At 52.6% G+C, this 13,332-nt stretch carries 10 protein-coding genes; 7 read left to right on the forward strand and 3 right to left on the reverse strand.

The features are described from left to right. From IFT98_RS03895 to IFT98_RS03925, 7 genes are all read left to right on the forward strand, one after another. A complete protein-coding gene (locus IFT98_RS03895) occupies positions 1 to 795 on the forward strand; it encodes an ABC transporter permease (RefSeq protein ID WP_122795700.1) in 795 nt (264 codons plus the stop codon). Then, positions 792 to 2,006, forward strand: coding sequence for an ABC transporter ATP-binding protein (locus tag IFT98_RS03900; RefSeq protein WP_192047240.1), 1,215 nt, complete (start codon positions 792 to 794; stop codon positions 2,004 to 2,006). The genes IFT98_RS03895 and IFT98_RS03900 overlap by 4 nt, the downstream gene beginning before the upstream one ends. Further along, positions 2,006 to 3,472 (forward strand): class I SAM-dependent methyltransferase, encoded by a 1,467-nt coding sequence (locus tag IFT98_RS03905; protein ID WP_192047239.1) that lies wholly within the window; start codon positions 2,006 to 2,008, stop codon positions 3,470 to 3,472. Before IFT98_RS03900 ends, IFT98_RS03905 begins: the two co-directional genes overlap by 1 nt. Further along, positions 3,472 to 5,997, forward strand: coding sequence for a glycosyltransferase family 4 protein (locus tag IFT98_RS03910; protein WP_192047238.1), 2,526 nt, complete (start codon positions 3,472 to 3,474; stop codon positions 5,995 to 5,997). Before IFT98_RS03905 ends, IFT98_RS03910 begins: the two co-directional genes overlap by 1 nt. Before the next feature lie 85 nt (positions 5,998 to 6,082). Beyond that, positions 6,083 to 7,681 (forward strand): DUF6311 domain-containing protein, encoded by a 1,599-nt coding sequence (locus tag IFT98_RS03915; RefSeq protein WP_342214122.1) that lies wholly within the window; start codon positions 6,083 to 6,085, stop codon positions 7,679 to 7,681. Next, positions 7,678 to 8,622, forward strand: coding sequence for a glycosyltransferase family 2 protein (locus IFT98_RS03920; protein WP_192047237.1), 945 nt, complete (start codon positions 7,678 to 7,680; stop codon positions 8,620 to 8,622). Before IFT98_RS03915 ends, IFT98_RS03920 begins: the two co-directional genes overlap by 4 nt. Beyond that, positions 8,623 to 9,015, forward strand: a complete 393-nt coding sequence (locus IFT98_RS03925) for a GtrA family protein (protein WP_192047236.1) — start codon at positions 8,623 to 8,625, stop codon at positions 9,013 to 9,015. A 12-nt stretch (positions 9,016 to 9,027) separates the two neighbouring features. On the opposite strand, the gene IFT98_RS03930 is transcribed toward IFT98_RS03925, so the two are convergent. The 3 genes from IFT98_RS03930 to IFT98_RS03940 all read right to left on the reverse strand — a co-directional run bounded on the left by IFT98_RS03930 (position 9,028) and on the right by IFT98_RS03940 (position 13,328). Beyond that, positions 9,028 to 9,831 carry an acyltransferase gene (locus tag IFT98_RS03930; protein WP_192047235.1) on the reverse strand — a complete coding sequence of 268 codons (804 nt, stop codon included), beginning with the start codon at positions 9,829 to 9,831 and terminating at the stop codon, positions 9,028 to 9,030. Between the two features lie 310 nt (positions 9,832 to 10,141). Beyond that, a complete protein-coding gene (locus IFT98_RS03935; RefSeq protein ID WP_192047234.1) occupies positions 10,142 to 11,239 on the reverse strand; it encodes an FkbM family methyltransferase in 1,098 nt (365 codons plus the stop codon). A 307-nt stretch (positions 11,240 to 11,546) separates the two neighbouring features. Further along, the gene (locus tag IFT98_RS03940) at positions 11,547 to 13,328 is read right to left on the reverse strand and encodes a hypothetical protein (RefSeq protein ID WP_192047233.1); all 1,782 of its coding nucleotides are present in this window, start codon (positions 13,326 to 13,328) and stop codon (positions 11,547 to 11,549) included. Positions 13,329 to 13,332: the final 4 nt, after the last annotated feature.

Consider the following 13,332-nt stretch of genomic DNA (forward strand, 5'->3'; position numbering starts at 1 on the left):
ATGTTTGGCATGTTGAGAGGCATCTGGGACTACAGAGGCTTCATTGTAACTTCCATCAAGAACGAGTTCGTTGCGCGCTTTGCGCGCAGCAAACTGGGTGGCCTCTGGATGATCATTCATCCGCTGGCCCAGGTCGCCATCTACGCGCTCATCCTGTCCAACGTGCTCGGCGCCCGCTTGCCGGGCATCGACAACAAGTACGCCTACGCGCTGTACCTGATTGCCGGCATCCTGGCCTGGAACCTGTTCGCGGAAATCGTCGGGCGCTGCCTGACGGTGTTCATCGAGCAGGGCAACCTGATGAAGAAGATGCGCTTTCCGCGCATTGCGTTGCCGGTGATCGTGGTGGGCTCATGCCTGCTGAACAACCTGCTGCTGTTCGTGGCCGTGCTGATCATCTTCACGGTGCTGGGGCACTCGCCGAACATTCAAATGCTCTGGCTCATCCCCCTGACCCTGGCCGTGGTCGCTCTGGCGGTCGGTATCGGCCTGGTGCTGGGTGTGCTGAACGTGTTCCTGCGCGACATCGGCCAAGTGGTGCCGATCATCCTGCAGGTGTGGTTCTGGTTCACCCCCATCGTCTATTCGGTCAACATCGTGCCTGACTACCTCAAAGGCACGCTGGACATCAATCCGATGTACCCCATCGTCACCGCCTACCACAACGTGCTGGTCTACAAGGTCTCGCCTGACCTTGAACAGATCGGCGTGACGTTCCTGATTGCTGTCGGCTTGATGCTGCTGGGGCTGTTCCTGTTCCGCCGGGCATCTGCAGAAATGGTGGACTCGCTATGACCCTTCTTGCAGTCACCAACGTTGGCAAAGCCTACCGCGCCTACCGCTCGGAATGGCAGCGCATGGCGCGCTGGTTCTACTTGCCGGTCAAGGCCAGCCAGGAACACTGGGTGCTCAAGCACATCAGCTTCAACATCGAAGCGGGTGAGGCGATCGGTATCGTCGGCCAGAACGGCGCGGGTAAGTCCACGCTGCTGAAGATGATCACCGGTACCCTGCAGCCCACCGAAGGCACGGTGCAGGTCAACGGGCGCATCGCGGCGATTCTGGAACTGGGCATGGGCTTCAACGCCGAACTGACCGGTCGCCAGAACGTCTACCACGCTGCCGGCCTGATGGGTTTCAACACTGCCCAGATCGACGGCGTAATCGGCGACATCGAGGCCTTCGCCGAGATTGGCGAATACTTCGACCAGGCCGTGCGCATGTATTCCAGCGGCATGCAGATGCGCGTGGCTTTCTCCGTCGCCACTGCCTTCCGCCCCGAGATCCTGATCATCGACGAAGCGCTGTCGGTAGGCGACAGCTACTTCCAGCACAAGAGCTTCGGCCGCATCAAGGAATTCCAGAAAGCCGGCACGACTTTGCTGATCGTCTCGCACGATCGCGGCGCCATCCAGGCGCTGTGCAACCGCGCAATCCTTCTGGAGGGCGGCACCGTCATCAAGGACGGCTCGCCGGAGGAGGTGATGGACTACTACAACGCCATCATCGCCCAGAAGGAAAACTCGACGGTCGAAGTGCACACGCTTGCCGATGGTGGGGTACAGACGCGTTCGGGTAGTGGCAAGGCTACCGTGCGCAGCGTCAGCCTGCACAGTTCCACCGGTGAGCCCGTCCAGTACATAGACGTCGGGGATGAAGTGAAACTAACCATCGACGTCGATGTTCACGAGTCTCTCGACGAACTGGTGGTCGGCTACGTAATTAAGGATCGACTGGGCCAGGACATATTTGGCACCAATACCCATCACCTTGATTGCAAACTAGTAGCTCCCGAAGCGGGCGGGCTGGTGAGCTATACGTTCCAGTTTGCCGCCAACCTGGGTGTAGGGTCGTACTCCGTAGCCGTAGCGCTCCACACATCTGACACGCATATCGCCGAGAATTTCGAGTGGCGCGATCTTGCACTCGTCTTCAACGTCACGAACATTTCCAGAAAACCTTTTGTAGGCTCAGCTTGGCTGCCGCCTAGAGTGGAGTACCGCTGATGTCTGGTGGATTTTATCGGGCCTTCGAAGACAAGCATCGCGGCTCGCGTGAACTGATTGCGGAGCGTCTGCGGGTCTACTTGCCGTTTCTTCAGGTCTTTCTAAAGGATTCAGCCCAGGCACCTATTCTCGACTTAGGCTGCGGGCGCGGTGAATGGCTCGAGTTATTGACCAATGAAGGCTACACAGCTGTTGGAGTCGATCTGGACGAAGGAATGCTGCAAGCTTGCCGACAGCTGTCACTGCCTGCCGAGCATGGTGATGCACTGAGCGCGCTGCGTGCCCGGCCCGATGCAAGCCTCTCAGCTGTCACCGGCTTTCACATCGCCGAACATATACCATTCGATGATTTACAGACTCTTGTCGACGAGGCCCTGCGTAAGCTGCGTCCTGGCGGTTTGCTTATACTCGAAACTCCGAATGCGGAAAACATCTCGGTTGGTACTACGGGGTTCTACCTGGACCCTACTCATGAGCGACCCATACCTCAGCTGCTGATGTCGTTCCTGGTCGAGCATTCTGGCTTCCACCGTTGCAAGATCTTGCGCCTGCAGGAGCCGCCTGAGTTGCACAGCGCTGAAAGAGCTATCGACCTCATGTCAGTACTTGGCGGGGTGAGCCCAGACTTTTCCATCGTCGGTCAGAAAACCGCAGCTGTTGAAGTGTTGCAACAGTTCGACCAGCTGTTCGACGGCGATTATGGCTTGTCGTTGCCAGAGCTGGCGCAACGGTACGACTCTGGTGTAGACAAGCGCATAGCTCAAAGTCGAAATGAGATAGAGAGTAATCTTCAGCACCAGTTTGAAACTCATATACAGCATTTGCTTCATCAGTTCGAGACCAGGCTTGCCCAGACACTCACTCATGAGCAACTGCTCGAAGCACTGAATATCCAGTCAGAGCGTCAGAATATTGATAGCGCTCAATCCCAGGCTGACCTGTTGGATCGTCTCAAACCTCTGTACACGCAGAATCACGATCTGCAAACCCATGTACATGGATTACAAAGCCAACTTGCCACGGTGCAGCGCGAGCTCGATCAGTCATTGGCCAATGCGCACAGCTGGTATCTGCGAGCTACAGCCCATGGTGCCGAAGCCGAGGCGCTCAAGAACAGCACCTCGTGGCGTGCGACAGCGCCCCTGCGGCTGGTCATCCGCATCGTTCGTTGGCCCCTTACGAGCTCCCGTTCGACGATGCGGAGCCAGCTAACCCGGGCCCTGCCTCACGCCAAGCTATGGTTGGCCCGCCGTCCGTCAATCGAACGTCGGTGCATGGCTTTGGCCAGACGTAGCCCTTGGCTGCATGCAAAGTTGCGTAGCCTGCATCAAGCCAGTCAACAACACGTTGCCACAGAAAATAGACACGATCCGCTTCACGGCGTAATTGATCGCGCACCCCTCACGGCCAGAGGCCGTGCGATAGAAAGCGCACTGCGAGCTGCTATAACGAAGGACCAGAATTGATGCGTATCGTAATTGACATGCAAGGTGCTCAGACCGAAAGCCGTTTCCGAGGCATTGGTCGCTACAGCTTGTCGCTGGCCCAGGGCATCGCCCGTAATCGCGGCGAGCACGAAGTCTATCTAGTGCTCAACGGTATGCTGAGTGAAAGTGTCGATAGTATCCGCACAGCCTTCATCGGCCTGCTCGCCCAAAGCCACATCCGCGTCTGGTATGCACAAGGTCCGGTAAGCGACAGCGATCCTAGTAATCAGGCCCGTCGCGACGCTGCGCAGCTGATTCGTCAGGCCTGCATCGATGAATTGCAGCCAGACGTCGTACATATAACCAGTTCGGTAGAAGGATATATTGACGATGCGGTGATTGGCGCCCCGGTGTCGGTTGGCCAGGTAGTGAACTGCGCTACTCTCTACGACCTGATTCCGCTCGTCAATCCAGGGCAATACCTGGATCCGAATCCGCTATACAAAGCCCACTACCTGAAAAAGGTTGACGCGTTCAGGGACTACGATCTTCTACTTTCCATCTCCAATTTTGCCCGCGATGAAGCGCTGGGCTTGCTGGCTCTGGACAGTGACAAGGTCGTAAACGTTTCCACTGCCGCCGACGATGTTTTTGGGCCCATGCCGCTAAGCCAGGAAGAGCGCTTGGCACTTGAGAACAAGTTTGGGCTTCGCGAACGTTTCGTCCTGTACTCAGGTGGGGCGGATGAGCGGAAGAATCTAGCGTCGTTGATCAAGGCGTTTGCCAGTATCAAGGCTGATGTAGGCACTACCCAACTGGTCTTCGCCGGCAAGATGCCGCAATTCCACGTGGATACCTATACGGCCTTGGCCAAAGCCCAGGGCCTGAGTCCGTCGGATCTGATATTCACCGGTTATATCACTGATTACGATCTGGTCGCTTTGTATGGGCTATGTCGCCTCTACGTATTCCCTTCTCGCCATGAAGGTTTTGGGCTTCCGCCACTTGAAGCCATGAAGTGCGGTGCGGCGGTAATCGGGTCCAACACGTCTAGCGTTCCCGAAGTTATCGGTTGGGATGAAGCGATGTTCGATCCCGCCGACGTTGAGGCAATCGCCCACAAGATAAGCCGGGCTCTCAATGACGACGAGTTCCGTACTGAGCTTGTCGAACATGGTATTCGCCAGGCACGCGAGTTTTCGTGGGATCGCACTGGTAAGGCGGCTATCAGCGCATTCGAATCCGCAGTTGCGAAAGCCAGTTCGTTACCAGTTTCCGAGCTTCAAAGCAAAGATCGGGTTCAGCTGCTAGTCGAGACGCTGGCAGCCTCGGGGGCACTCGCGCCGGGAGTACTCGATATACCGCTGTTGGCAAAGGCCATTGACTATTCGGTACAAGGCTTGGCTGATAAGCCCACACTGTTCGTGGACATCTCCGAGTTGTGCAAGCACGACGGCAAGAGCGGTATTCAGCGCGTGGTGCGCAGCATTCTGCTTGAGTGGTTGAAGAACGCGCCTGATGGCTACATTGTCAAACCTGTCTATACCAAGTCTGGAGAGCCGTTCTATCGCTATGCAGCTCAGTTTACGACACTATTTCTAGGCAAGGACGTCAGCGAGGCAGAACATGACGAAGCGATAAGCTACAAGGCCGGAGACGTATACCTGTGCTTGGATCTATTGATGGACGTGTTGCCCCACAAGCAAGCGTACCTAGATACGATGCGCGCGCACGGCGTCAATATCTTCTTCGTTGTGTATGACCTGCTCATCCTGCAACTGCCCCATTGTTTCGTGGACAGCCTCCAAGAGCACTACATCAAGTGGATAAACACGGTTGCACTGTACGATGGTGCCCTGTGTATTTCTCATGCTGTTGCGGAAGAACTCAAGAGCTGGCTGGCGGCTAACATGTCGAAGCGCGACCGGCCTTTCCGTATCGGAGCGTTCCATTTGGGGGCAGACATCGATCAGTCGATGCCGTCTACGGGTTTTCCCGAGAATCCCGCGTTACGGATAGAATCGCTTGACCCACATCCAAATTTTCTGATGGTTGGTACGCTAGAGCCCCGAAAAGGCCATGCGCAAGCGCTTGACGCCTTCGAGTTGCTTTGGGCCGCAGACGTAGAAGCCAACCTGATCATCGTGGGTAAGCACGGCTGGCTGGTCGATGAACTAGCTGCTCGACTTATAGGCCATGAGCAGCTTGGAAAGCGCCTGCTGTGGCTTGAAGGAGCTAGCGATGAATATCTCGAGCATCTCTACAACCACTCCGATTGCCTAGTCGCCGCCTCATACGGAGAAGGTTTCGGCTTGCCCCTTATCGAAGCTGCGCAATACGCGCTGCCGATCGTTGCCAGAGACCTGCCGGTTTTCCGCGAAGTCGCGGGTGAGCATGCTTACTACTTTGCCGGCGCCAGCGCTCAGGACATCGCTGACAGTTTGACGCGGTGGTTGGAATTACATGAGCAGGGTCTGCATCCTCGGTCAGATTCGATGCCATGGCTAACATGGAAAGGTAGTGCTCAACAGCTCATTGGCGAGATTGATAAGTGCGCGTTCTAACGCGCCAGCCAAAACACACAGCAATTTTCGGGGCGTTTTGATGATAGGTTTCAAGCTTGACTCTACAGGGAGAGCCGGTTTCGCAGTGGCTTTGGCCATTGGCGTGCTGTTCGTTTGGCGCTATTTTCCGCCAGGCTTCGTGGCAGGTACGTCTTCGTACTGGTTGACGGAGGTTGATGACGTCACACAGTATTTCGCCGGCTTCAATGCCTTCTTTCAAGCTCCCTTCAGCTATCCGCTGTTGGCGTTCGACAGTATCAACTATCCGCAGGGGACCCGCGCGACGTTTGTCGACGCGATCCCTTTGTATGCGTTGCTGCTGAAATTGTTCGTACCATCCAGCTTCGCCCCGTTCAACCCATTTGGTGCATGGGTGGCACTATCATTCGTAGGCCAAGCGATCTGCGGGTGGTGGATCTTGCGCGAACTGCAGGTGAAATCGTGGATGGCGTTGCTGGCGGTTACTGTCTGCCTGCTGACCTTTCCAGCCTTGACGACTCGCTTGGGCCATATCTCGCTGATGTCACATTGGATACTGCTTTCGTCGCTGGCGCTGTATATACGATCGCGCAGATGCAACGATCCACAGCGACTGGGTTGGTCGCTGCTGCTGGTTTCAGCCTTCTACGTCAACATCTACCTATGCGTGATGGCCAGCGCGGTCTATGTCGTGTCCTGCTTATATGCGCCTAGCAGGCTAAAACTCACGGAAATTGCGCGAGCGATGATCCCATTCTTCATCATCGGTGCCAGCCTGTTCATCACTATATTTCCAATGGAGCGCGTTGCAGTTGCCTCTGAATCCGGCTTCGGCATCTACTCAATGAACCTCCTCTCACCCTTCAGCGGAGGCAAATTCGTCGCCTTTCCATCCCCGGAGATGCCTGGCCAATACGAAGGCTTCAATTACCTGGGTCTAGGGGTGCTGATAACTTTCATTGCCGCGCTTGCTTTCAATGCGCAGTCCGGAACCCGTTTGTTCAGCCATCATGCGGGTCTGACGTGGTTGATGGTGCTATTCACCGCCTATGCGTTATCGAACAGCATCTACTACGGTACTCATCAGGTAATGACGATCAACTACCCGTCCTTCATGGACGGCATCACTTCGCAATTCCGGGCATCAGGACGTTTCTTCTGGCCGGTCGGCTATTGCGTCGTTATTTTTGCCATAGCTATGCTGTACAAGAAACTAGGTACTTGGACGTTTGCAGCATGCATGGTGGCCTTGATCGCCTTCCAGGTCTATGACCTGTCGAACCTGCGCCATCGGCTGGTCGACACCGCAAAACGACCAGCCGCCGCCGTAGTGAACCAAAGTGCGTGGGACCAACAGCTCGACAAGAGCACTGAGTATTTATACTTTTTTCCGAAATTCCGCTGTGGCCGTGCCGACTTGGTCTTGAATACGCTGATGCCAACAATGCGCTACGCTGCGGTTCATGGCCTCAAGATCAACACAGGATATGTGGCTCGCGCAAACTCGGTCTGCGATATCGAAAGCACACAATCCGAAATTGCAAAGTCGCCTCTGGCAAAGTCATTGTACGTGTTCGTCAAAGGAGATTTTCCTCAGGTTGAGCAGGTCAACGCATTGTTTCCTGCTGACAAGCAACCAGTGTGCACCGATGTCGACTTTGCCCATATCTGCCGTCTAAACCAACCGGGGCGTGAATCAGAATGACCACTCAACCCAAACGCAAAATTTCGCTGGTATCCCCTTTCTACAATGAAGAGAAAGGGGTCCATGCATTTTTCGAGCGCATCAATGAGGTGTTCGCTCCATTGGCCGATCGTTATGAGCTGGAGGTTGTGGCAATCAACGACGGCAGTCGTGACCAGACCTATCTAGAGTTGGTCAAGGCCAAGGCTGCGAACGACTACCTAACCGTGGTTGACCTATCGCGAAATTTCGGCAAGGAAGCCGCCATTTCTGCGGGTCTGGACTTCGCCACGGGTGACGCGATCATTCCCATAGATTCCGATCTGCAGCACCCGCCTGAGCTCGTTGTTGAGCTGCTACAGAAGTGGGAGGAGGGCGCAGAAGTGGTGTTGGCCAAACGCGTAAGTCGTGAGACCGACCGACCCATTCAGAAGCTCACTGCCAACTACTTCTATAAATTGCACAATCGCATCTCGGATATAGATATCCCAGCAGATGTCGGCGACTTTCGGCTGATGGATCGCAAGGTCGTAGAGGCGCTCAAAACACTGCCTGAGACGCGTCGCTTCATGAAGGGCTTGTTCGCATGGGTAGGCTTTCGAACAACCACCGTGGAGTACAAGGTTGCGCCACGTGAGCACGGTACGACTAGCTTCAATACCTGGAAGCTGTGGAACTTTGCCCTCGAAGGGATCACCAGCTTCAGTTCCGCTCCTTTGCGTATATGGACATACTTGGGCTGCGTCATCTCAGCGCTTTCTTTCATCTACGCCGCGTACCTGTTGGTAAAGACCTTGTTCTTCGGTGCGGATACACCTGGGTATGCTTCGATCATGATCACCGTGCTGTTTGCCAGCGGCGTGCAGTTGATCGGTATCGGTGTATTAGGTGAGTATGTAGGGCGAATTTTCGCGGAGTCGAAGAAGCGTCCTGTGTACATTGTGCGTGACGTGATCAAATAAGTGCTAACTATCATACCTACAAAGTACCATGAGTTTATCCGCTTCGGTCTCGTGGGCGTGGCTAATACAGCGGTGCATGCAGGCATTGTCATTGCCCTCATGGAGACGGTCGTTCCGCCCGCGTATGTGGCCAACGGCGTCGCTTTCTTCTTCGCAAATCTAATGTCTTATTGCCTGAATAGTCTGTTCACATTCCGGACAGCTATTACCCTGAAGGGATATCGAAAATTCCTGTTGGTGTCCTTAGTATCATTGGGACTTACGCTTGCTATCACCACGCTTGCAGAGCATTTAGGTTTGCACTATGGAATCGGACTGGTACTGGTGATATTTGTGGTGCCAGTGCTGAATTACTTTGTGATGAAAATGTGGGCGTTCGCGCCCACATCATGATCTTGCGGCGAGTTAACCAGGCACGATCCCTCGTAGGTAGGGTATGCGCGCCAGCAGCATGGTTAGCATAGTGCTCCCGGCGAGTACGGCAACGACGGTAACTGGAATAGCAAGCCATGCATTGATGAAGTTATAATTCAGACCATTAAGATCGAACCAGAATATAACCAGTACGTGTATCAGATAGATGCCGAAGCTACTCTTAGACAACGCGATGGTAAGCCGACTTAAACTTGGTGACATCTGCATCAAACGCACGAAAAACACGCGGATGAAGCAGAATGCACCTATAGCTGCCGTGATAACGAAAGGACTTGAATACGCATAGAACGTTTCATCGGCGCGGCCGACAGCCAGAGAATGAGACCACGTGAGGTAGGCTATCGCTGCGCTGCTGATGCCCCAGAGCGCGGCGGCTGGAGCTAATCGAAGCCAAGTCGAAGGCAATTTATGAAAGAGCAGCGCGCCTACCACCACATAGCCGCCGTAAAGAGGCAGGAAACTCCAATCCAAGCCAACATGCACGCGGCCCGTAAATACATACATTAGTGGCGCTACGCTGCTGCCTAGAAACCAGCAAAGCACCGTTAACAACTGTGCACCTGTGTTCTGAATCTGAAAGAACCCCGCGAGGACTGGAAGAAACAAGTAAATACCCAATAGCGTATACAGGTACCAAAGATGTGGAACAACTGGGGCTTGTAGAATAGCGGCTGGCCAGTTATCAAAGTGGGTTCCGGTGTATTCAAACCAGCATAGGTTGAGTACCGACCACGCCACGAGTGGCACGCCAACTCGTCGGGGAAGTTGCAGCATCTAGCTGGCTGTTGATGTGCGTGGGAGTAGGAGGGCGCCTGTCACAATCACGAAAAGAAGCACGCCGACCCTTGAGACACTTTCGTAGAAATTGACTGCCCACCAATGCTCTTGCATGGTCGAGAACCTTTAGCGCTGATGTGGATCGCTATGACTATGATGATAGCAATCACCGTAATTCCGTCTAGCGAGATATCGCGTTCGCTCAATCCAATGCTTACCTCTGACGCAGTATCTTTCATGCTCTTTCCTTGATATTTATTAGGTCCTTGACCATCGGAATTACGCGCTAAAGTTAATTCGTTAGCTTCTATGGCTTAATCAGATGCTCTTTAACCCATCTCAAGGGTGCAGTCAAACGCCAGCTGGTCGACTGGTAAACCGCTTCGAGACTGGCTTGGTGTTGCGCCCGTAGGTCTTCTAGCTCGGTTGACCGAGGCGGCGGGTTGGCGGACTTGCCAAAATCTGTGTTAACCCAGACTTGGGTTCCGTCCAAATAAGTAAGGGCGCTTAAATCAACAGCGCTACCTGGCCGAAATTTGCATGGTTTTTCATAGAGAAGCTTCCAACCATTATCGTGCAGCAGATCGATGATGCCGCCTTCAAGAGCCCTGCTGTGAGTCGCCACTAGCAGCACTTTGACCTTGCGCTGCAGTGCATCCAAGGAAGCACGTATGGACCTCAGTTCGAATCCTTGGATATCCATATGCATGAAATCGACTGACTCCAGGTCGATCAGTACGGAATCAATAGTGTAGGTATCAATCTCCTGGGCATCGACTGTTATCCCCCGGTAATCTTTGCTACTCCCATCCTCTATAGGCGACGCCCCCCAGTCGAGGACGCTCTGAGATCCAAAAGAAACCTTTCCTACGGTGTCGGAGATGGCGCCGTGAATGCACCGCACGTCTACGTAGCTATCTTGATCGCCTGCCGCTCCCGCAGAAGCCTCACCAGGAAGGGGAAGGCCATTGTCCGCAAGGTTCGTATGCAGCAGCGTGTGACGCTGCAGGTCAGCCTCCACAGCCAAAAGACAAATCTTCCTGATGCCATCCCGTGAGGCAGCCTTTGCACCAAAAACAAGCCAGGGCCCGTAGCCAGCTCCCAGTTCCACGATAGTGAACGAATCCGTCGCTCGTTCCAAAGCGTAGATAACTGCTAGGTACTCGATAGCCTCGGCATGCAGGGCATCGTCTGGAAACGGTATAGCCCCCAGCGCATGTTCTACCGGATGGCTCTCGATACCGAAATAGGAAAGGCGTGTGCGAACGCCGGAAAAGTCAGTGTAGAAGCCTGCGCAAGGGACGGCGTCAGGGGTACGATATTTTTCAAACGCCTGCAGGTCACTCAGTGGCACGCCCAGGTAGACCTGATTGTCCGAGATAGCGTCGCGTAAAGATTTTTCCATGTGAAGTCCGCCTGTAATGAATGATCCTATTCATCCACTCGCATTGACGCGAGAAAGCTGGCATGAGAAATCCTCAAGCAAGTTGCGGTAAATCACAACACTTTTTCGTAAATCTACACTCAAATTTAATCTCAAGGCGCAGGCGATGAGCCACCATGAGATCATTGACAAACGCGCAAGCGCTTACGGCGGAATTTTTAATTTTTCAGTTCGAAAAATATGGTTACGCATCATTTTTTGGCCTTCATTAGAGTTGGACAGTATAAAGCACTGAGTCGCTTATTTAGGCAGAGAATCTAGTATGCTGTCAGGCACCACTTTTTTGATAGTCGGAATGTGCGCTAATGCACTCTAGGATTTGGAGGTAGATCCGATGGTAAACCATTCGTGTAAAGTGGGTGACGTCAACGTAGTTTGAATCTTCATAAATGCTTTCCATGACGTCAATGGTAGATACCAATGGGCGTTCGCGGGTAATATTTTTTATGTCAGTTCTCGCGAAGGTGTGAGATTGAGAGTTTATCACGAAGCCTTTAGAGTCACGTATTCTGTCGCTAGGTAATAAGATTATTACATGAACACCTGCCGGTATTCGATCAAGCAGGTACGCTAGGTATTCAATCAGGACAGGACGATCGTAAAAAGAACTGGTGTACTGATCACGCATTATTTTGCAGCGGTTTTGAAAATCGTACTTTTGATTGCTAGAGAGCCCAAGTTCCCCGGAAATTTTCTCTATATCTTCAGCGCGGGAATTGACATAGTCAAGACTCCTAGAGCGCAGTTGCATCAAAATGTGCGTACCATACAACTTATGTTTGTAGCTGTGGAGCATTAGCTCTGCCCAGAAACTGAGTATTACCACATCACCAGCAGTAGAGTCTTCTATAAAGCGGCATTGGAAATCATCTGTCGCCAGTCCAAGATTATTGATTTCTGTGATTTCGCCCATGGAGAATTTACTTAAGCTTGTTCTAGCATTTACCAAGCTGTCCTTCCTGATGAACTGCCCGTCTCTAATGAAATTAGTTTCAGATATAAGGGTGTTGCAATGATATCGTAGATAGTGCGCTACAGCATCAAGGTCGCATCCACCTCTTAAGAATATTTTCGGTACAGCTCTAGCGGTTGCCGCGGCTTTAGATTCTCCTGAACTAGGGACTAAAGATATCCAATCTACAACTGCAGAATCCAGTACGTCGAGTACGACCTCACCGCTTACCGATAGCTCTGGCTTCCCAAGACGATCGTAGATCCATTTCTCAACGCCCATACCTAGTGTGCGGCACGAAAAGCAGAAATGGATAAGTTTATAGCTAGTATGGAATTGCTCGCAGAGGTAGAATCCGGAAAACCCATAATCTCCATATTTATCAGCGACCTGTATTAGCCCAGCCGTCCGAGCATAGGGTATCTCCGTGAGCATTTTTAAAAGCTCAGCTTCTGCTTGTTTGGCGTCTTCAGATAGTCTCAACTTTGTGAAATTTAATTGGTTGGTGCGATTGATGAGCTCAACTGCTCGGCTTAAATGATTTTCCACGTCATGTACGATACTTACACGTATATCGCTGGCGCGTAGGAAATCAATATTGTTCTCTGGGTGATGGGTAAAATCCGCTACACGGCGCTCTAACGTTTTATAGTGACTTAGCCGCGTTAGATTGACATCATCTTTGCCTCTAAATAGTGGGTGATCTAAAATATTTGGAATGAAAGCTTCGTTAATTACGTTTATGAATGGGATAAGACTTTTAACTTCGGCTAAATTACTGGGATTATCATCTATAAATAAGACTGAGGCAGGGCGTAGTTTTGTGCTGCTTATAATCCCTTGTACTCTGCACGCTTTTGATGACCAGTCAATAGACGGAAAAACAATATAGTCTAAAATCCCCTTATCGGCTAAGATCGGCAGAATGATAGTCGCATCATTTTTTGAGCATATCGAACTAATTATTCCGCGGCGTGCTAGCTCTATGATCAGGTTGTGATTAAATTCACTATACCCTGTAATCCCGCCTTCTGAAACAGTTCCAGCCCAAAATGTATCATCCAGATCCCAGATGATAAGCCTGATTGGTTCTTCCATAACA

The organism is Pseudomonas sp. CFBP 8770, from assembly GCF_014841705.1.
GTDB lineage: Bacteria > Pseudomonadota > Gammaproteobacteria > Pseudomonadales > Pseudomonadaceae > Aquipseudomonas.

Bases quoted from the DNA above. Each gene is read 5' to 3' on its own strand.
- IFT98_RS03935 (WP_192047234.1), bottom strand. From the start codon at position 11,239: ATGGAAAAATCTTTACGCGACGCTATCTCGGACAATCAGGTCTACCTG.
- IFT98_RS03895 (WP_122795700.1), top strand. From the start codon at position 1: ATGTTTGGCATGTTGAGAGGCATCTGGGACTACAGAGGCTTCATTGTA.
- IFT98_RS03900 (WP_192047240.1), top strand. From the start codon at position 792: ATGACCCTTCTTGCAGTCACCAACGTTGGCAAAGCCTACCGCGCCTAC.
- IFT98_RS03910 (WP_192047238.1), top strand. From the start codon at position 3,472: ATGCGTATCGTAATTGACATGCAAGGTGCTCAGACCGAAAGCCGTTTC.
- IFT98_RS03930 (WP_192047235.1), bottom strand. From the start codon at position 9,831: ATGCTGCAACTTCCCCGACGAGTTGGCGTGCCACTCGTGGCGTGGTCG.
- IFT98_RS03905 (WP_192047239.1), top strand. From the start codon at position 2,006: ATGTCTGGTGGATTTTATCGGGCCTTCGAAGACAAGCATCGCGGCTCG.
- IFT98_RS03920 (WP_192047237.1), top strand. From the start codon at position 7,678: ATGACCACTCAACCCAAACGCAAAATTTCGCTGGTATCCCCTTTCTAC.
- IFT98_RS03940 (WP_192047233.1), bottom strand. From the start codon at position 13,328: ATGGAAGAACCAATCAGGCTTATCATCTGGGATCTGGATGATACATTT.